Origin of the sequence: Streptomyces swartbergensis (assembly GCF_002148965.1) — a bacterium.
Taxonomy (GTDB): domain Bacteria; phylum Actinomycetota; class Actinomycetes; order Streptomycetales; family Streptomycetaceae; genus Streptomyces; species Streptomyces swartbergensis.
Genome location: NZ_NGFN01000025.1, coordinates 1 through 18,392, shown reverse-complemented (window position 1 = coordinate 18,392; position 18,392 = coordinate 1). Strand labels below are relative to the sequence as shown.

The 18,392-nt window shown below is 72.1% G+C and carries 17 protein-coding genes; 1 reads left to right on the top strand and 16 read right to left on the bottom strand.

Going from position 1 to position 18,392, the window contains the following annotated elements; genetic code table 11:
* Window positions 1-56: 56 nt before the first annotated feature.
* The 7 genes from CA983_RS06785 to CA983_RS06755 form a co-directional block, all read right to left on the bottom strand.
* Window positions 57-635 (bottom strand): GNAT family N-acetyltransferase, encoded by a 579-nt coding sequence (locus CA983_RS06785; protein WP_086599970.1) that lies wholly within the window; start codon window positions 633-635, stop codon window positions 57-59.
* 31 nt (window positions 636-666) lie between these two features.
* Window positions 667-3,303 carry a SpoIIE family protein phosphatase gene (locus CA983_RS06780; protein WP_086599969.1) on the bottom strand — a complete coding sequence of 879 codons (2,637 nt, stop codon included), beginning with the start codon at window positions 3,301-3,303 and terminating at the stop codon, window positions 667-669.
* Between the two features lie 252 nt (window positions 3,304-3,555).
* On the bottom strand, window positions 3,556-3,987 hold the full coding sequence (locus CA983_RS06775) for an ATP-binding protein (RefSeq protein ID WP_086599968.1): 432 nt from the start codon (window positions 3,985-3,987) through the stop codon (window positions 3,556-3,558).
* A gap of 136 nt (window positions 3,988-4,123) precedes the next feature.
* On the bottom strand, window positions 4,124-4,561 hold the full coding sequence (locus CA983_RS06770; RefSeq protein ID WP_086599967.1) for a (deoxy)nucleoside triphosphate pyrophosphohydrolase: 438 nt from the start codon (window positions 4,559-4,561) through the stop codon (window positions 4,124-4,126).
* Between the two features lie 59 nt (window positions 4,562-4,620).
* The gene (locus CA983_RS06765) at window positions 4,621-4,815 is read right to left on the bottom strand and encodes an SPOR domain-containing protein (RefSeq protein ID WP_086599966.1); all 195 of its coding nucleotides are present in this window, start codon (window positions 4,813-4,815) and stop codon (window positions 4,621-4,623) included.
* 341 nt (window positions 4,816-5,156) lie between these two features.
* Window positions 5,157-5,909: a GntR family transcriptional regulator gene (locus tag CA983_RS06760; RefSeq protein ID WP_086599965.1), complete on the bottom strand. Its 753-nt coding sequence runs from the start codon at window positions 5,907-5,909 to the stop codon at window positions 5,157-5,159.
* Between the two features lie 147 nt (window positions 5,910-6,056).
* Window positions 6,057-7,214: a DUF4190 domain-containing protein gene (locus tag CA983_RS06755; protein ID WP_086599964.1), complete on the bottom strand. Its 1,158-nt coding sequence runs from the start codon at window positions 7,212-7,214 to the stop codon at window positions 6,057-6,059.
* A gap of 128 nt (window positions 7,215-7,342) precedes the next feature.
* Between CA983_RS06755 and CA983_RS06750 the strand changes: the two genes are divergently transcribed.
* The gene (locus CA983_RS06750) at window positions 7,343-8,530 is read left to right on the top strand and encodes a serpin family protein (protein WP_425276425.1); all 1,188 of its coding nucleotides are present in this window, start codon (window positions 7,343-7,345) and stop codon (window positions 8,528-8,530) included.
* 19 nt (window positions 8,531-8,549) lie between these two features.
* Here CA983_RS06750 and CA983_RS06745 read toward each other — a convergent pair whose 3' ends face one another.
* The 9 genes from CA983_RS06745 to metK form a co-directional block, all read right to left on the bottom strand.
* Entirely contained in the window at window positions 8,550-10,130 is a 1,581-nt protein-coding gene (locus CA983_RS06745) for a S8 family peptidase (RefSeq protein WP_086599962.1), read from the bottom strand.
* Between the two features lie 507 nt (window positions 10,131-10,637).
* Window positions 10,638-11,291 (bottom strand): SDR family oxidoreductase, encoded by a 654-nt coding sequence (locus CA983_RS06740; protein WP_086599961.1) that lies wholly within the window; start codon window positions 11,289-11,291, stop codon window positions 10,638-10,640.
* A 63-nt stretch (window positions 11,292-11,354) separates the two neighbouring features.
* Window positions 11,355-12,164: an acireductone synthase gene (mtnC, locus tag CA983_RS06735; RefSeq protein WP_086599960.1), complete on the bottom strand. Its 810-nt coding sequence runs from the start codon at window positions 12,162-12,164 to the stop codon at window positions 11,355-11,357.
* The gene (locus CA983_RS06730) at window positions 12,155-12,754 is read right to left on the bottom strand and encodes a 1,2-dihydroxy-3-keto-5-methylthiopentene dioxygenase (protein WP_086599959.1); all 600 of its coding nucleotides are present in this window, start codon (window positions 12,752-12,754) and stop codon (window positions 12,155-12,157) included. The genes mtnC and CA983_RS06730 overlap by 10 nt, the downstream gene beginning before the upstream one ends.
* Window positions 12,751-13,956 carry a pyridoxal phosphate-dependent aminotransferase gene (locus CA983_RS06725; protein ID WP_279628424.1) on the bottom strand — a complete coding sequence of 402 codons (1,206 nt, stop codon included), beginning with the start codon at window positions 13,954-13,956 and terminating at the stop codon, window positions 12,751-12,753. The genes CA983_RS06730 and CA983_RS06725 overlap by 4 nt, the downstream gene beginning before the upstream one ends.
* On the bottom strand, window positions 13,953-14,765 hold the full coding sequence (locus tag CA983_RS06720; protein WP_086599958.1) for an S-methyl-5'-thioadenosine phosphorylase: 813 nt from the start codon (window positions 14,763-14,765) through the stop codon (window positions 13,953-13,955). Before CA983_RS06720 ends, CA983_RS06725 begins: the two co-directional genes overlap by 4 nt.
* A complete protein-coding gene (mtnB, locus tag CA983_RS06715; RefSeq protein WP_086599957.1) occupies window positions 14,762-15,439 on the bottom strand; it encodes a methylthioribulose 1-phosphate dehydratase in 678 nt (225 codons plus the stop codon). Before mtnB ends, CA983_RS06720 begins: the two co-directional genes overlap by 4 nt.
* Window positions 15,436-16,998, bottom strand: coding sequence for an S-methyl-5-thioribose-1-phosphate isomerase (gene mtnA / locus CA983_RS47105; protein WP_158101842.1), 1,563 nt, complete (start codon window positions 16,996-16,998; stop codon window positions 15,436-15,438). Before mtnA ends, mtnB begins: the two co-directional genes overlap by 4 nt.
* Window positions 16,995-18,161 (bottom strand): methionine adenosyltransferase, encoded by a 1,167-nt coding sequence (gene metK / locus CA983_RS06705; protein ID WP_086599956.1) that lies wholly within the window; start codon window positions 18,159-18,161, stop codon window positions 16,995-16,997. Before metK ends, mtnA begins: the two co-directional genes overlap by 4 nt.
* Window positions 18,162-18,392: the final 231 nt, after the last annotated feature.

The following is an 18,392-nucleotide window of genomic DNA, read 5'->3' as shown; positions in this document are numbered from 1 at the left end:
CGGTGGTGCGGTCGGTGTTGCCGGGGATGACGATCAGCACGGGTGTTCGGTTGCGATCAGCGGGAGGTCTCGGTGAGGTGCCGTACGTGCAGGTGGCCCTCCCCGGGATACGCGGGCGGCTGCGCCGGCAGGACGGCGGTGAGTCCGTAGCGGCTCGTCTCCGCCACCCGGCACGAGGCCGTGTTGTCCGTCCGGTGGATGAGTTCGAGACGGGTCAGGCCGTCGCGGGCGAAGCTGGTGAAGATCCAGTCGGTCAGAGCGCGCAGGGCGCGCGGCGCGATGCCCCGGCCGCGTGCGCGTGCCGCCGTCCAGTAGCCGACCTCGGCGGACGCGGCGCCGGGGACGACGTTCTTGACGACCACGTGAGCGGCCGGCGGTCCGCCCGTACCGGAGGGGTCGACCTCCTCGACGGCGAACGCGAAGCGGCGGCCCTGCTCCCATCCCTGTCGCTGCTCCCGCAGCCACCGCGCCGCGCTCGTCTCGTCGTCGACGGCGAAGGACGTCCAGCGCCGCAGGGCGTCGTCCCGGCCCAGCGCGACCAGCCCGGCCGCGTCCGCAGCGCTCCAAGGGCGCAGGACCAGGGCAGGGGCCGTCGGTGTCGCGTCCACCCGTAACCGGGTCGTGGTGTCAGGCATGGGGCGATCGTACGGTGGCCGCCGGCCGGTCTCAGAACAGGCTCAGCAGGGCCTCCGCCGGGTCCGGCAGCCCGTTTCCGCCGTCCGGCAAGGGCAGTTCGAACCACACCGTCTTGCCCCGGGGCGTGCGCCGGGAGCCCCACGCGGCGCTGAGGAGGCCGACCAGCTGGAGGCCTCGGCCGCCCTCGTCGGTGTCGCGGGCGCGGCGGCGGCGGGGCTGGACCAGGCCGGAGTCCCAGACCTCGCAGACCAGGGTGCGGTCCAGCAGCAGACGGAGCCGGATCTCGCCCTCGCCGTAGCGCAGGGCGTTGGTGACGAGTTCGCTGACCAGCAGCTCCGTGGTGTCGACCAGGGGTTCCATGTCCCAGCTGAGCAGCTGGGCACGCGCGTACTCGCGGGCTCGTCCCACGCTGCGCGGCTCGCGCGGCAGGGTCCAGTCGCCGACGGACTCGGTGGGCAGGCCCTGTACACGTGCCATCAGCAGCGCGATGTCGTCCTCGCCGTGATGGGTGTCGAGGGTGTTGAGGACGTGGTCGCAGACGTCCTCCAGCGGCTGGGTGGGGTCGGACAGGGCGCTGACGAAGGCCTGGAGTCCCTCGTCGAGGGGGTGGTCGCGGCTTTCGACCAGTCCATCCGTGTAGAGCGCGAGCAGGGCGCCTTCGGGGAGTTCGACCTCGACCTCCTCGAAGGGCTCGCCGCCGACGCCCAGCGGCAAGCCCGGCGGCACGTCGAGCATCAGGGCAGGCTCGCCCGGTTCGACCAGGACGGGCGGCAGATGGCCCGCGTTGGCGAAGGTGCAGCGCCGGGTGACGGAGTCGTAGACGGCGTAGACGCAGGTGGCGAGGTACACCTCGGAGAGGTCCGCCTCCCGGGGGCGGCGAGCCGCCCTGGTCGCCTGCTGGACGCCGCCGGGGGCGCCGAGGCCGCGCGCGATCTCGTCCAACTGGGAGAGCACCTCGGCCGGTTCTATGTCGAGCTGCGCCAGGGTGCGTACCGCCGTGCGCAGTTCGCCCATGGCGACGGCGGCGCGCAGGCCGCGGCCCATGACGTCGCCGACGACCAGCGCGGTGCGGTGCCCGGGGAGTTCTATGACGTCGAACCAGTCGCCGCCGACCTCGCTGGGCCGGCCGGTGTTGGCGTTGCCGGGCAGATAGCGGCAGGCGATGTCGAGACCGGAGGCCTCCGGGTCACCGGGCGGGAGCAGGGACCGTTGCAGTATCAACGCGCGTTGGTGCTCGCGCCGGTAGAGCCGGGCGTTGTCGATGCAGACGGCCGCGCGCGCCGCCAGCTCCACGGCGAGGTCGCGGTCCCGGTCGCCGAACGGCTCGCTGCCCTTCGTCCGAGCGAACTGGACCAGGCCTACGACCGTGTCGTGGGCGACCATCGGCACGGCGAGCGTGGACTGCACGAGTCCGCCGTCCTCGCCGGGGACGGTCTGCGGACGGGCCGTGCGCAGGGCGTCCGCGCAGGGCGAGTTGAACGGGTAGTGGTGGACGGCGCCGACCGCGACGGGCACGCCGGTGCCGGTGAAGGGCGCGTCGGAGACGGCGCTGGCGAAGGCCACCCGGCGCAGTTCGGCGCTGCCGTCGGCGAGCCCGGGCGGGGTCTCGTCGCCGACCAGCAGGCCCTGGTAGAGGTCGACGGTGGCCAGGTCGCAGAAGCCGGGCACGACGACGTCAAGGAGCTGCCGGGCCGTGGTCTCCAGGTCGAGGGAGTTGCCGATGCGGGCGCCGGCCTCGTTCAGCAGGGCGAGGTTGCGCCGGGCGGCGGCGGCCTCGCGGGCGGCGGCGCGGCGCGAGGTGATGTCCGTGCCGAGCCAGGCGATGCCGATCGGCCGGCCCGAACCACTGTGGACGCGGTAGAGGTTGACGGACCAGTGGCGGCGCTCGTCGGAGCCCGGCACGAAGCCCGTGACGTGCATGTCCGTGATGGAGTTGCCGGTCTCCAGCACGCGGCGCAGCGTGGCGGCGACCCGCTCGGCCTCGCCGCGCTGGAGGTAGTCGTGGACGCCCTTGCCGCGGTGGTCGTCGGGCGTGCCGCCGAAGATGGACGCGAACCGCTGGTTGGCGCGGCGGACCCGCAGGTCGGGGTCGATCAGCAGGAAACCGAACGGCGATTGGCTGAAAATGGCCTGCGAGGCGGCCAGATCGGTCTCGATGCTGCGCAGTGTGCGCACGTCGACGACGATGCAGACGGCGGCCTTCTCGCCGTCCTCGGTGCGCGTCGGCATGACGTACACCTCGGCGAGCCCCTCGCGCCCGCACTCCCCCTCGGTGTCCTTCGGCATCCGGAAGGGCACCACACCGGTCCACTCGCGGCCGTCGAGGATCTCCGCCATCTTGCGCAAACCCCGCTCGCGCAGGCGCGGGTCGATGAACGTCTCGATGGGATCCATGCCCACGGCGCGTTCGGCGGGGATGCCGAACAGGTGCTCCGCGCGCAGGCTCCACTGGTCGACGAGCCCGTCGGGGCCGATGGAGAAGGACGCGACCTTGATGTAGTCGTAGATGGATCCCGGGGGACTGCTCTGCCACATGGCGTCCCCGGGCGGCACCCCGTCAGCCGCGAGCGCACCTCCCACCGCGGAGGCCAGGCCGTCCGCGGCCATCGCCCTAGCGCCCTCCGACGGGTCCTCGGACTCCGTGGCCTTCGCTGGTATCTCGCTCACGCGAACCGTCCCCTCCAGCTCACCGCGTCCGGCACCGGTCACCGGGGGCGGCTGCCCGCAGTATCCAGCACTACGGTGCCGCACAACACGGTGTTCACGATCACAGCACGGTCCCGATGGTTTTTGGACCGAACCGTGAGAACACTTCCAGTCTTCTAACCAGGGGACACGTCGTCGAATCCCGTCCGTCGGCAACCGCCACTGGCCTGAACCATTCGCTCGACAGCGGCAGGGCGGACGTACACCGATTTTTCACTCCGGAACCGCGAGTTCGAACCAGACGGTCTTGCCCACACCACCGGGCCGGGTGCCCCAGCGGCGACAGGAGGAGGCGACCAGTTGGAGCCCGCGACCGCTCTCGTCCTCGGGTCTGGCGGCGCGCTCGCGGGGCGGGTCCGGGAGCGGGTCGGACACCTCCACCAGGAGGACGCCGTTCAGTTCGGAGGGGCGGACCAGGCGAACGCCGATGGGGCCCGTGGCGTGCCGCAGGGCGTTGGTGACCAACTCGCTGACCAACAACGCCGTGAGGTCGGCGAGGCTGTCCAGGCCCCAGCCGCGCAGCCGACCGCGGACGGCCTGACGGGCCGTGCGCACGGCGCCCGGCTCGGCGGGAAAGGTCCACTCGGCGCGGTCACCTTCGGTGTCGATCACGCCGATCACTTCCCCGGCAGCGGGCCCACCCATGTCCTGTTTCATAGGGTTAATGGGCACATACCCGATATCCGGGGCGGAGTACCGCACGGGGCAGCGCACTGTGGCACGAAAGGCGTAAGGGGCGCCCGTATGGCCGCCTTCGGGCCTCGCACGCCCCCGGCCGGCCTCAGGCGCCGGGCACTTCTCCGGTGCCGGGGCCGCCGAGAGGCGCCAGATGCGCGAGAGTCTGCCGTACCGCGGGCACGTCCTGGTCGAGCCAGTCCACGTCCCAGATCTCGCCGGGGCCGAGCCAGCGCAGTTCGTCGTGGTCCTGAAGGGGCTTGGGGGCGGCGGAGCCGGGCCGCAGGCGCGCGGTCCACACGTGCAGGACGTACGGCGACTTCAGGGGCCACTCCCCCGGGACGCGCCCGCCGGCCTCGGCGTCGACGCCGAGTTCCTCGCGCAGCTCCCGCACCAGCGCCGCGTCGGCCGTCTCCCCCGGCTCGACCTTGCCGCCGGGCAGCTCCCAGCGCCCGGCCAACTCGACGGGCGCGCTGCGCCGGGCGGCCAGCAGCCGTCCGTCGTCGACCAGCGCGGCACCCACGACGACGATCCGCTCACTCATGCCGGGAGCCTACGGCAGCGCGGCCGGGCACCGACTCTTCAGCGCAGGCATGCCCGAGGTCAGTCGTGCGCCCCGCCCTGCCCGTTCTGACCGRGCCGCTCGACCCAGTACAGCTGCTTGTGGCCGCGGCCGTCGAGGCTGTCCGCGATCTTCTGGGCCTCGGCCCGGGTCGCGTACCGGCCCACGCGGTAGCGGTTGCCGTTGTCGTCCTCGCGTATCACGAGCCAGGGAAGAGTGATCGTGCTGTCGTTCATCGCGCCCCTCCACTTCCCACCCGCGGCCTGTGCCGTGCCCCACCCGATAAGGAAACCGCAATGCGCATATGCCCGAGCCTACGCCTAACCTTCACGCAGCGAATACGGCTTTTCACAAAGAGGTACGCAACCAGCCAGAACGCAGGGGGCGCACGCCAACGAACGCGCCGTCCACGCACCTCGACGCACCCGGTCGGAGGCATACCGCAAGCACCGCCGACGACCTGCGAGAACGACGGCCGGCCAAGGGACGCGAACCACCCCGGCCGAGGACGGCTCCCGCGGTGATCGTGTGAGCGGGGCGCGCGGGGAGCGCGCCACGGGACGGATGTGAGCGTGCGCTACTTGACCGGAAGGTGGTAGGCGACCCGGTACCGATCGGCCGGGATGACCACGTCGGCCGTCTCGACCGCGCGGCCGGAGGCGTAGAACGTGCGCTGGATGACCAGGACCACATGGCCGGGGACGCCACCGAGGACGAGCAGTTCCTCCGCGAGCCCGGGGCGGGCGCCGACCTCCTCGGTGACGTTGTCCACGATCACGTCGATCGCGCGCATGCGCTCGACGACGCCCATGCCGCCGAGCGGCCCCTCCTCCGGCAGCATCACCGGCGTACGGCCCGTGACGGCGAGCGGCTCCCAGGACGTGGAGAGCATCATCGCCTCGCCGCCCTCGCGGTAGAGGTACCGCGTGCACATCACACGCTCGCCCGGCTCGATGCCCAGCCGCTCGGCGACCGCGACACTGGCCTCGGACTGCTCGCTGCTGGACTCCCAGGTGCCGCGCCCTTCGCCGTCGGCCTGCTCCTGGCGGAACGGCGTGGCCCCGCCGGTCGGGCGGTATCCGGAGCGGGCGATGCGCCGGGGCACGGGCCGCTCGCGCACATACGTCCCCGAGCCGGAGCGGCCCTCGACCAGGCCCTCCGCCATGAGCACCTTGCGGGCCTCCAGGGCGACGGTGTCCGAGACGCCGTACTCCTGGCGGATTCTGGCCTGGGAAGGGAGACGGGTGTGCGGTGGCAGCTGACCGTCGACGATCTTCTTGCGGAGATCACCCGCGACGCGCAGGTACGCCGGCTGCTCACCGAATGTCACTGGCCGCTCCCATCAGGTTGTACAGACAGCAACAGCGTGGCAACCGTAGGTTGTGCGGTGCAAGCAAAGGCCAGAGAATCACTCGATGTGATGACATGGTGGCCCCGAGGGCTTTACGCAGGCACTTTCTCCCCGCTATAGCCGCCGTCACACCTCGGCTTCTGAGTCCCCGCCCTCGCTCTCTCCCGGGGTCGGCGGGGCCGTCGCCAGACCGAGGGCCTTGCGCGCCGTGACGGTCGCCGGGCCGTCGACGTACTCGTACGCCTTGTCGTAGTGCGTGTAGTACGTGTCCGGGTCACCGGCCGTGCTCGCCTTCGACCACTGCTCGCGGGCGTCCTCCATGTCCTTCACCAGGTCGGCGACGGGCTTCCGGGCCGCGGCCGGCCAGGAGTGCCCCCGCAGTGCGTCGATCTGCTCGCCGAGCACGTCGTCCATCTGCCTGGCCCAAGCCCGGTGGCCGGTGAGGTCGTCCTCGGGGGTCTGCTCGGGTTCCTCGTACAGCGTCGCGTCGACGGTGTTGGCCGAGGACAGGAAGACGACCTGGTCGCCGTCGAGCGTGGTGGGGTCGCCGCGCAGGGAGCCGGTCAGCTCGGCCTTCGCGTCGGTGTTGCCGAAGACGCAGGTGATCGCGCGGTCGCCGTAACGCCAGCTGTCCCTCGACGGCATGAGGTAGTACACGTCGACGTCGGCCGGCATCGCCCAGGAGTCCATGGCGTACCGGTCCTGGAGCTCGTAGCACCGCTCGTCGGCGATGTCGGTGACCTCGGCGTCACCCGGGAACGCGCCGCCCGGCAGCGTGACGACCGCGAACACCTCGCCGTCGTGCCTGCCGTCGCAGGACACCGGGTCGACGTCGTAGGTGTCACCCTCCAGGCCGCCGGGCGCGTCGAAGCAGTCGCCCTTCTTCAGCGACAGACTCTCGTTGCCCCGCGCCCCGTCCTTGAACGCCTCCCAGGCGTCGGACACGACGCCCGTGGACAGCGTCACCGTCCACAGCACGATCCCGACGGACGACAGCACGGCGCCGGCGATCGCCAGCCCCCGGCCGCTCTGTCCGTTCCGCCTGATCTGCCACAGCGCGATCAGCCCCACCAGGAGCCCCGCGGCGGGCAGGAAGCAGAGCACGCCGAGCACGAGCGAGGTGACGGCGAGCGCGTTGACGGAGACCGGCGCGCCGTACGGTCGGCCGACGGGGCCGTGCTGGCCCCAGGGGCCGTAACCCTGGGGCCCCTGGGCCCAGTTCGCAGGCGGCGGGCCGTACGGGTCCTGGGGCTGCTGGTTTCCGGGGGGCGGGGGTATCGACACGGGTACGGTGCTCCTGGCTGAGGCGGTGGGAGAGAGCGGCCGTGCGGAAACCGACGTACGGCTGGCCGCATGGTAAGCGGCAGGGTGACGGGGGCGGAATGCGGACGATCGACTCGTCGGTAGGAGCGGTGAACCGCCTGACGGCGCGCTGGGCGTCGGGGATCCGCGCGGGCACGGTGTTCTCGGCGGCCGGGGTCTGGCCGCTGCTGGCCTTCCTCGCGGCCGGGGCGACGGGCCGGACACGCGAGGAGCTGACGGAGGCACTCGGCCTGCCGGCGGACCGGGCGGCCACGGCCGGGCGGGAGTTGCTCGGGGTGCTGGGGGAGGTGGACGGCCTGGAATCCGCGCTGGGGCTGTGGACCGAGCGGACGGTGGAACTGCGGAAGGAGTGGGCGGCGCAGCTTCCGGTGGGAGCGCACGGGGTGCTCACGGGCGAACCGGAGGCGGACCGCCGGGCCCTGGACGCGTGGGCCGCGCGGCGGACGGGCGGCGCGATCGAGCGTATGCCGGCGGCGCTACGGCCGGACATGGCCCTGGTGCTGGCGAGTGCGCTGGTCCTGCGGACGGACTGGGAGGTGCCGTTCGAGGGGCATTTCGGCGGCTGGCTGGGCCGTTACGGCTCGGCCGGGCTCGTGCGGGAGGTGCCGGACATCGACGGCGTCTCGGTGGCAAGGGCCGGGCCGGGAGCCGTGACGCGGGTGGTCGTGCGCGGGGACACGGGCGTCGACGTCCATCTACTGCTCGGCACGGAGCGGATGGCGCCGGGAGAGGTGCTGGCGGCCGGGACGGACATGCTGGCGGGCACGCTCGACACAGTCCCGGGAAGCCGCCTGCCGGAGGGTGCCGCCGGCCCGGGCCTCTCCGTCCACAAACGGCGCACGCACACCGCCGAGCCGCCGTCCCTGACCCTGTTCACCGTGGAGTTCATCCTGCGGGCGGAGCACGATCTGCTGGCGTCGCGAGGGCTCTTCGGCCTGACCACGGCCGCCCGTGACACGCCGGGCCCCCTCCCCTTCCCCGGAGTGAGCCCCGCGCCGCTCGTCCTGCGCTCGGCGCGGCAGGCCATGACGGCCACGTTCGGCGCGGAGGGCTTCAAGGCCGCGGTGGTGACCACGTTGAGCGCGATCTACCGGGGCCGGTCGGCGGAGGAGCCGCCGTACGAGACGGTCAGGGCGGTGGCGGTCTTCGAGCGGCCCTTCGGCCTGCTCGCCGTCCACCGCGAGACGAGCCTCGTCCTCGCGGCGGGCTGGGTCACCGACCCGAAGCCCTTTCCGGAGGACGAGGACGCCTACGTACCGGACACGTCAGGAGACTGACGGCCGGTCATGAGCGAGGTCAGAACTGCAGCGCCCAGGCGTCGATCCGCCCGGTGTCGAAGCGGGCGTTGTCGCTCACGCGCAGCTTCCACGTGCCGTTCGCGGCCTCCGAGGAGGCGTTCACGGAGTACGTGGTGTCGATGTTGTCCGCGCTGCCGCCGGTGCCGTACGCCTTGAGCGTGTACGCCGTGCCGTCGGGGGCGATCAGCTGGACCTGGAGGTCACCGATGTAGGTGTGGACGATGTGGACCTCGACGGCCAGGGCCGAGGGCGCGTTTCCGGACACGCCGGAGACGGTCACCGGGGACTCGGCGGTGGCGTTGTCGGCGATGGCCTGGTCGGCGGTGTTCTCGAAGCGCGGGCCGGGCGGGGTGGTCGTACCGCCGCCGACGTTGAGGAGCCGGTTGGGCGAGCCGGTGCCGGGACTGGTGACGACGCCGGTGGTGGCGGCGGCCGTCAGCGCGGCGGAGACCTGCGCGGGGGTGGCCGTGGGGTTGTCGGCCAGGTGGAGGGCGGCGGCTCCGGCGACGTGCGGGCTCGCCATCGACGTACCGGAGATGGTGTTGGTCGCCGAGTCGCCCGTGCTCCACGCCGAGGTGATGGACGAGCCGGGCGCGAACAGGTCCAGGACCGAACCGTAGTTGGAGTAGCTCGCCTTGGCGTCACTGGACGTCGTGGCGCCGACCGTGACGGCCTCGGTGACGCGGGCCGGAGACCGGGTGGAGGCGTTGGTGGACTCGTTGCCGGCCGCGACCACGAAGGTGACGCCGGAGGTGATGGCGTTGCGTACGGCCGTGTCGATGGCCGTGTCGCCGGGACCGCCGAGGGACATGTTGGCGACGGCCGGCTTGACGGCGTTGCGGGCGACCCAGTCGATGCCCGCGACGACCTGGGCGGTGGTGCCCTGGCCTGAGTTGTTGAGCACCCGGACGCCGACGACCTTGGCCTTCTTGGCGACGCCGTAGGCACCGCCGGCGACCGTGCCGGCGACGTGCGTGCCGTGGCCGTGGCCGTCCTGGGCGGTGTTGTCGTTGTCGACGGCGTCGTAGCCATAGGAGGCCCGGCCGCCGAAGTCGCTGTGCGTGATGCGGACGCCGGTGTCGATGACGTACGCGGTGACGCCCTCACCCGCCTTGTCCGGGTAGGTGTACGAGCTGTTCAGCGGCAGGTTCTTCTGGTCGATGCGGTCCAGTCCCCAGGACGGCGGGCTGGGCTGCGTCCCGGTGATGCGGAACGTCCTGTTCTGGACGACGGAGGCGACGGCCGGGTCGGCGGCGAGACGTTTCGCCTCGGTCTCGGACGCCTCGACCTCGTAGCCGTTCAGGGCCTTGGTGTAGGTCCGCTCGATGTCGGCGCCGTACTTGTGCGCCAGGGCCCGGCCCTCGGCGGAACCGGCCTTCTCGGTCTTCAGGGTCACGATGTAGCTGTCGGCGACGGCGTTCGCCGCGCCCTCGTACTGGATGCGCCCTTCGGACGCGGCCGGGGCCGCGCCGGCGGGGAGGGCGGAGACGAGGCTCGCGGCGAGCGCCGCGGTGGCCGTCGCGCCGAGCGCGGCCAGTCTTCGCCGGGTGGATCTGTGGGGAGTACGCATCACTGCCATCTGAGGGGTCCTCCTCAATCGGTGGTGCGCTGTGGGGTGTGGTGCACGCCCGTCGGCCGCCCGAAGGGCATGGTCATGTCAATCAACGGGCGACATCTGTGCGTCAGCGAAAGATTGAGCCCTCCACAGGAATTGCACAAGGGCCCTGCGGGAGGGAGTCCTGCCCGGGGGCTGTGGGGGCGGTCAGTCGGTGACGCCTCAGCCGAGCAGGACACCAAGGCACCGTGACCGTCCCGCCGTTGTGCCTGCCGCGGCCGACGTTCTCCCGCGATCGTCCGTCGGCCGCGGCTTTCGCGCGGTGCACGCCGTCCGTGCACCGGCCGGTCGGCACAGACGTCCGGCAGTGTCTACTCCTCGGGACAGGACAGGCCCTGGCGTCGCCGAGCCGGCTGAAGCCTGCCTTGTCCTCCTCGCTCAGGCCCGGGATGCCCATTGGTGGGGGTGTCGATAAAGCCCGGGCTCACGGCGTTCACCCGGATCTTGCGCGGCAGCAGCTCCGAGGCTGCGTCAAGCGCGGACGTTCGCCAGGACTGCCTCTTCGATGGGTGTCGACCCCGTGTTGAGTTCGAGGATCCGCCGGCCGATCCGGGGCTCGTGCAGCAGTTCAGCGAGGGTGGCGGCGACGTCGTCGCGGGTGATCTCGCCGTGGAACTCTGCCGGCCCGAGGGACACGGTGCCGATTCCCGGGCCGTCGAGAAGGAGTGATGGACGGAGGATCAGCCAGTTCAGATCGCTGCGGCTGAGTGCGACGTCTGCGCCCTTCTTCACGGCGAAGTAGTACTCGACCTCGTCTCCGAGGTCGCGTTCCCGCCATGATTCCGGAAGCACCGACACCAGCACAAAGCGCTCCACCCCGGCGAGGCGTGCCGCCTTGATCGCTTTGACGACCCCGTCGCCGTCGATGGCTGTCGTGACCTCCCTGCTGCCGCCATTCGATCCGGCGCTGAAGACGATCACGTCGACGTCACCGAAGGCTGTTGCGAGTTGCTCCACCGTCATACTGGCGAGATCGCCGACTTGTGCGGTCACGCCTCGTCGCGCGAGTTCAGCCTGCTGGTCGTCTCGGCGAACCAGCCCGTGGACGGCGTCTCCTCGAGAGCGCAGTTTCTGTGCAAGCAGACCTCCGATGCCGCCGGTGATGCCGATGATGAAGACATCCACCTGTGATGCTCCGTTCTCTCGATGCGACTCTTCGGCTCCGTCGTAAGACCGACGCCTGAGCGATCAACGCCCCGAGTCCGTCCGGGTGTTCCGAACCCGCGGAGGCCTTGGACCGCGTCGTGCGGGCGTACCGTGTTTGTCGTCAAGTGCGCAGGTGTCGCGCGGCGGGCCGACGTGGAGGTCCGTGAAGGCGGCCGTCTCGGGGTGAGTGCCGCCGACTCGGTCGGCGTACGGTTCTCCCGGGCGCCGTACTCGTACCGTGAGCCAGCCCGCCGTGCGGGCGGCGTCCAGCTCGGAGGGGCGGTCGGAGAGAAAGAGCGTGCGCTCCGGGGCGCTGCCCAGGGCGGCGCTGATGACGTGGTAGGAGGCGGCAGACTGCTTCGGGCCCGCGTTCTCGATGTCGTAGCAGCCGTCGAGGAGAGGAAGCAGGTCGCCCGCCGGGCTGTGGGCGAACCAGGCGCGCTGGGCCGCCACCGAGCCGGAGGAGTACACGGACAGCCGGGTTCCGGCCCTGTGCCAGCGGCGCAACGCCGGCGGGACGTCGGCATAGAAGTGGGACACCAGGTCGCCCGCGGCGAAGCCCTCGGACCAGAGGATGCCCTGCAGAGTCTTCAGCGGGGCGGCCTTGCGGTCCTCGTCCAGCCAGGCGAGCAGGACCGCCGCCACCCGGGCCGGTCCCGCGTCGGGTTCGCCGATGAGCCGCCGGACCTGCTCCGTGGCGCGCCGGACCGCGGGATCGGCGGCACGTTCGGTGAGCAGCGCGCCGAGCCGTGCCCGGGAGTAGGGATAGAGAACGTCCAGGACGTAGCCGGTCGCGCTGGTGGTGCCCTCGATGTCGAGCACCACGTGGTCCGCCGCGATGGTCAGGGGCATACCGCGGGCTCCGTGCCGATCGTGCTGATCGTGTCGAAGTCGGGGAAGCGGGCCGCGATCGGACTGCCCGTGAAGGTGCCGATCCAGCCCTCCTCCTCGTGGAAGAAGCGGATCGCCGTGAACGACGGCCTGATGCCCATGTCGAACCAGTGAGCCGTGCCCCTGGGGACGCCCAGCAGGTCGCCCTTCTCGCACAGCACCGCGTGCACCTCCCCGTTGACGTGCAGGTAGAAGACACCGGAGCCACTGACGAAGAAGCGGACCTCGTCATCGTCGTCGTGGGTGTGCTCGCGCAGGAACTTCTCGCGGGCGGCGGCGGCCCTGACAGGCCAGTCGGGGTCGTCGGCCGGGTGCAGGGACACCACGTCGACGGTGGTGAACGACTCCTGTGCGGTCAGCCTCTCGACGTTGTCCCGGTAGGCGGCGAGCACTTCACCGGCCTCCGCGTCCGCCGGCACATCGTCACGTACGGGCCACCGCTCGAAGCGCACGCCGACGGGCGCGAGGGCCGCCTGGATCTCGGTGGGGTCCGAGGTGCGCCGCAGTTCGGTCTCCGGGCCGGTGTCGGGCCAGGTGATCAACAGGGTCATGACGGAGTCCTTCCACTGAGCGGCCGTGCGCCGAGGCGGCGAACGGCCTCTTCGAGTACGGCGATCCGCTTGCAGAAGGCGAAGCGGACGTACGGAGCGCCTTCCGCCCGGTGGTCGTAGAAGACGCTGCTGGGAATGGCGACCACCCCGGCGCGCTCGGCCAGCGCGCGGCAGAAGGCCGCACCGTCGCCGCCCGCGGACTGCTCGGCGCCGAGCGGGCGGATGTCCGCGGTCACGAAGTACGTGCCCGCGGGGCGGTAGGTCAGGAAGCCTGCCTTCTCGAGACCGTCCACGAGCAGGTCGCGCCGGACGCGCAGGTTCTCGCGCAAACCGTCGAAGTAGGCCGACGGCAGCCGCAGCGCCTCGGCGACCGCGTACTGCAGCGGGCCGGCGGAGACGTAGGTCAGGTACTGCTTGGCGGACCGGATCGCGGCGACCAGGCGCGCGGGCGCTGTCACCCAGCCGACCTTCCAGCCGGTGAAGGAGAAGGTCTTGCCCGCGGAGCCGATGGTGACCGTGCGCTCGCGCATCCCGGGGAGGGCGGCGAGCGGCACGTGCCGCCCGTCGAAGACCACGTGCTCGTAGACCTCGTCGCTGACCACGAGCAGGTCCCTTTCCACGGCGAGTTCGGTCAGCGCGGCCAGCTCCGCGGCGGACAGGACCGTGCCCGTGGGGTTGTGCGGGGTGTTCACCAGCAGCATCCGGGTGCGGTCGGTGATCGCGGCCCGCAGTTCGTCCGGGTCCAGCCGGAAGGATCCGTCGCGGGGGCGCAGCGTCACCGGGACGCGGACGCCGCCGGCCATGGCGACGGCGGCGGCGTACGAGTCGTAGTACGGCTCCAGCACGACCACCTCGTCGCCGGGCTCCACGAGGGCGAGCAGCGCAGCCGCGATCGCCTCGGTGGCCCCCGCTGTGACCAGCACCTCCCGGTCCGGGTCGACATCGAGCCCGTACCACAGGAGCTGATGGGCGGCGACCGCCCTGCGCAGCTCGGGCACGCCCGTGGCTGGCGGGTACTGGTTGCCCCTGCCGTCGCGCAGGGCGCGGACGGCGGCCTCCCGGATCCGGTCCGGGCCGTCGGTGTCCGGGAAGCCCTGTCCGAGGTTGATCGCGCCCGTCCGCGCCGCCAGTTCCGACATCTCGGCGAAGACGGTGGTGCCGAACCCGCGCAGGCGCCGGGCGGGCAGCAGGCCGGTGGTCACGGCAGGCCCCACGGCAGATCGAGGCCCTCCAGCGCCTGCCCGCAGGGGCAGGTGCGGTCCTCGGGGAGCAGGCCGACCGTCTCGAGCACGAGCGCCTTCAGCTTGCCGATGTTCTCGGCGAAGACCTGGAAGACCTCGTCCTGGGCGACACCCTCCCCGGCGCCGAGGCCGGCGTCGAGGTCGGTCACCAGCGCCACCGAGGTGTAACACAGGGCCAGTTCGCGGGCGAGGACGGCCTCCGGGTGGCCGGTCATGTTCACCAGCGACCAGCCCTGCGCGGCGTACCACCGGGACTCGGCCCGAGTGGAGAAGCGGGGCCCCTCGATCACGACCGTCGTGCCGCCGTCCTGCGCCTCGGTGCCCGTCGCCGCGGCGGCCTTGAGGACGGCGGTGCGCCCGTGCGCGCAGTAGGGATCGGCGAACGAGACGTGCACCGCTCCCTGGTCGTAGTAGCTCTGAGTCCGGGCGGTGGTGCGGTCCACCAGCTGGTCGGGGACGACGACGGTCCCCGGTCCCAGCTCAGGGCGCAGAGAACCGACGGCGCAGGGGGCCAGGACCTGGCGGACGCCGAGGGAGCGCAGGGCCCAGAGGTTCGCCCGGTAGTTGATCTTGTGGGCGGGGATGGCGTGACCGCGTCCGTGCCGGGGCAGGAAGGCCACGCCGCGCTTCCCGACGGCGCCGACGGTGATCGTGTCGGAGGGCTTGCCGTACGGGGTGTCCACCTCGACGGGGTGGGCATCGCCGAGCAGTTCGTAGAAGCCGCTGCCACCGATGACGGCGACGTCCGCGACGGGGGTCGAAGGGGTCATGGGAGGTGGTCCTCTCGGGATCGGGCGCCGAGCACGAGGAGTTGGCAGATGGCCTCGAAGCACTCCAGGCGGGCCAGTGCCCGGGCGAGATCACGGCCCCATACGGTGATGCCGTGGTCCGCGATGAGCAGTCCGGGCGGTGCGTCCGGTGTGGCGCGCAGCCAGTCGGCCACGTCGTCGGCGATACGGGGGACGTCGGACCAGTTCGGGAAGACCGGTACGCGGGTGGCGGCCGGGTCGGCGAGCCCGAGTCCCTTGAGCAGTTCGAACCGGGTGAGGGGGACCGTCGTGCGCCGCGCGGGGTCACCGGCGCGGCAGGCGACGACGGTCGCGTAGGGGGAGTGGACGTGGATGACGGCCTCGGCCCCCGTGGTCCGGTAGACGGCGGCGTGGATGCAGGTCTCCGCCGAGGCGCGCAGCGGCCCGTGGAGGCGGGGCTCACCGGTCTCGGCGTGGACGGTGACCATGTCGTCGCGGGTCAGCTCGCCCTTGTCCCGGCCGCTCGGCGTGATCAGGGCCGTGTCCCTGAGGCCGCCGGCCTGCCGTACCGAGAGATTGCCGGAGGTGCCGGGCATCCAGCCGCGCTCGTACAGGACGCGGGAGTAGCGGGCGAGTTCGGCGGCCGCATCGGTCACCGGCGGTGTGCCGCGGAGGTCCTGGACAGGTGTGGTCATGCCGGCACCTCGCAGAGGGCGGCCAGCCGGTGCGACGACAGGCGGTCGCGCCCGCCCAGCCCGGCCAGTTCCAGTACGACGGCCATGCCCGCGACCTCGGCCCCGCTGTCCCGCACCAGCTGCGCGGCGGCGGCGAGGGTGCCGCCGGTGGCCAGCACGTCGTCGACGCAGAGCACCCGTTCGCCGGGTGCGATGGCGCTCTTGCGCAACTCCAGTCGGTCCATGCCGTATTCGAGGGAGTAGTCCGCCGAGTGCACCGGGCCCGGCAGCTTTCCGGGCTTGCGCGCCAGCGTCAGCGGTGTGCCGGTACGGGCCGCCAGAGCGGCGCCGAGCACAAAGCCGCGGGACTCCACGGCCAGCACCCGGTCGTACGCGCCGCCGAACTCCTCGTCCACGCGGGCCGCGAGGCCGGCCAGCAGGCCCGGTTGCGCGTAGAGGGCCGACAGGTCGCGGAAGACCACGCCGGGCTCCGGGTGGTCGGGGAACTCCTCCAGGAGTCCTTCGATACGGTCGTCCGCCACACCGGCGGTGAGCTGCTGCGGAACGCCGCGCCGCGGCCGGAACACCCGCCGCTCGGTGACGATCGCGGTGATCAGCTCGGCGGGGGTGACGTCGAAGGCCGGGTTGTACGCGCGGGCGTCCTGGGGAGCGCACACCCGGTCGGCGAGGTGGGTCACCTCGGCCGCCGCACGCTCCTCGATCACGATCCCGGAACCGTCCGCGAGCGAGCTGTCCCAGGTGGACTCGGGTGCGACGACCACGAAGGGGATGCCGTGCCGGGCCGCCGCGACGGCGAGCCCATAGGTGCCGATCTTGTTCGCGGTGTCGCCGTTGGCGGCGATCCGGTCCGCACCCACCAGGACGCAGTCGACCAGACCGTGTGCCATCGCGCCGGCCGCCGCCGAGTCGACGCACAGCCGGTACGGCACACCGGCCTCGCCCAGCTCCCACGCGGTCAGGCGGGCGCCCTGGAGCAGCGGGCGGGTCTCGTCGACCAGGACCTCCCGCACCCGGCCCCGCCCGGCAAGGTGCAGGATCGTGCCGAGCGCCGTGCCCACGGCGCCGGTCGCGAGCCTGCCGGTGTTGCAGTGGGTGAGCAGGCGCAGCGGGCGGTCGGGCGTGAGGGAGTCCACCAGGTCGGCAGCGCGTTCGACGGCGGCGGCGTTCAGCGTGGCGTCCTCGGCGAGCATGGCGGTCGCCTCCGCCAGCACGGCCTGGGCTCCCTCGTCGAGGCGGGTCAGCGTGCGCCGCACGGCCCACTCGAGGTTGACGGCCGTGGGACGGGCCGCGATCAGTCGCTCCGCGTCGGCGTGCACGGCGGCACGGTCGACACCGTCCGGGCCGCTGTGCAGCCGGGCGCTCAGCGCCACGCCCAGTGCGCCGGCCAGACCGATGGCGGGGGCGCCGCGCACGGCCAGGGACTCGATTGCCGCGATCACCGCGTCGACGTCCGTGAGCCGCAGCTCGCGGATCTCGTGCGGCAGTGCACGCTGGTCGATGGTGACGACGGCGCCCTCGTCCCAGCTCAGTGAGGTGGCTGTGGCTGTGACTGTGGTCATGGCGTGGCCACCGCCTTGCGCAGCGCCTCGACGCGGTCAGTGCGCTCCCAGGTGAAACCGGGGAGTTCGCGGCCGAAGTGGCCGTAGGCGGCCGTCTGCGCGTAGATGGGCCGGAGCAGGTCGAGGTCTCGGACGATGGCGGCCGGGCGGAGGTCGAACACGTCCGTGATGGCCTGCCCGATCCTCCCCTCGTCCACGGTCGCGGTGCCGAAGGTCTCGACGAAGAGGCCGACCGGCTCCGCCTTGCCGATGGCGTAGGCGACCTGGACCTCGCAGCGCCTCGCGAGCCCGGCGGCGACCACGTTCTTGGCGACCCAGCGCATTGCGTACGCCGCCGAACGGTCCACCTTGGAGGGGTCCTTGCCGGAGAAGGCGCCGCCGCCGTGGCGGGCCATGCCGCCGTACGTGTCGACGATGATCTTCCGGCCGGTCAGGCCCGCGTCGCTCATCGGACCGCCGATCTCGAACCGGCCGGTGGGGTTGACCAGCAGCCGGTAGGAGTCGCTCTCCAGGCTCACCCCCTGCTCGGCCAGTGCCTTCAGCTCCGGCTCGACCACGAACTCCCGTATGTCGGGGGCCAGCCGTGCCACCAGGTCGATGCCGGGCGCGTGCTGCGCGGAGACCACGACGGTGTCGAGGCGGACCGCCCGGTCGCCGTCGTACTCGACGGTGGCCTGCGTCTTGCCGTCCGGGCGCAGGTAGCCGAGGGTGCCGTCCTTGCGGACGTCGGTCAGGCGCCGGGCAAGCCGATGGGCGAGCTGCACGGGCAGCGGCATCAGCTCCGGTGTCTCGTCGGTCGCGTATCCGAACATCAGCCCCTGGTCGCCGGCACCGCCGGTGTCGACGCCCTGTGCGATGTCCGGAGACTGGGCGCCGAGGGACACCGACACCCCGCAGGAGGCTCCGTCGAAGCCCTTCGCGGAGGCGTCGTAGCCGATCTCGACGATCTGTTCGCGCACCAGGGCTGCGATGTCGGCGTACGCGGTGGTCGTCACCTCTCCGGCGATGTGCACCTGGCCGGTGGTGATCAGTGTCTCGACGGCCACACGGGCGGCGGGGTCCGCCGCCAGCAGCGCGTCCAGAACGGTGTCGCTGAGCCGGTCAGCGATCTTGTCGGGGTGGCCCTCGGTCACGGACTCCGAGGTGAACAGGCGTCGAGGCATGGCTCTCCTGCGAGACGTGTGCATACGGGGCAGTGGGCAAGGGGAGGTACGGAAGGTCAGCCGGTGGGATCCGGAACGATCTCGGCCCGCACGGTGCGCCGCACGGAGGCGATCAGGGACTCCAGGGCCGGGCCCGTGGGCGCGGACAGGCGGACCTTGGCGAGTTCGGTGCCGAGGTCGCGGGTCCGGGGCACGGAGTCGCCGGGGCGGAACGGGGTGAGGATCTCCTCC

Bases quoted from the DNA above. Each gene is read 5' to 3' on its own strand.
- CA983_RS06785 (WP_086599970.1), bottom strand. From the start codon at position 635: ATGCCTGACACCACGACCCGGTTACGGGTGGACGCGACACCGACGGCC.
- CA983_RS06775 (WP_086599968.1), bottom strand. From the start codon at position 3,987: ATGGGTGGGCCCGCTGCCGGGGAAGTGATCGGCGTGATCGACACCGAA.
- CA983_RS06770 (WP_086599967.1), bottom strand. From the start codon at position 4,561: ATGAGTGAGCGGATCGTCGTCGTGGGTGCCGCGCTGGTCGACGACGGA.
- CA983_RS06745 (WP_086599962.1), bottom strand. From the start codon at position 10,130: ATGGCAGTGATGCGTACTCCCCACAGATCCACCCGGCGAAGACTGGCC.
- mtnC (WP_086599960.1), bottom strand. From the start codon at position 12,164: ATGCCCCTGACCATCGCGGCGGACCACGTGGTGCTCGACATCGAGGGC.
- CA983_RS06730 (WP_086599959.1), bottom strand. From the start codon at position 12,754: ATGACCCTGTTGATCACCTGGCCCGACACCGGCCCGGAGACCGAACTG.
- CA983_RS06720 (WP_086599958.1), bottom strand. From the start codon at position 14,765: ATGACCCCTTCGACCCCCGTCGCGGACGTCGCCGTCATCGGTGGCAGC.
- mtnB (WP_086599957.1), bottom strand. From the start codon at position 15,439: ATGACCACACCTGTCCAGGACCTCCGCGGCACACCGCCGGTGACCGAT.
- mtnA (WP_158101842.1), bottom strand. From the start codon at position 16,998: ATGACCACAGTCACAGCCACAGCCACCTCACTGAGCTGGGACGAGGGC.
- metK (WP_086599956.1), bottom strand. From the start codon at position 18,161: ATGCCTCGACGCCTGTTCACCTCGGAGTCCGTGACCGAGGGCCACCCC.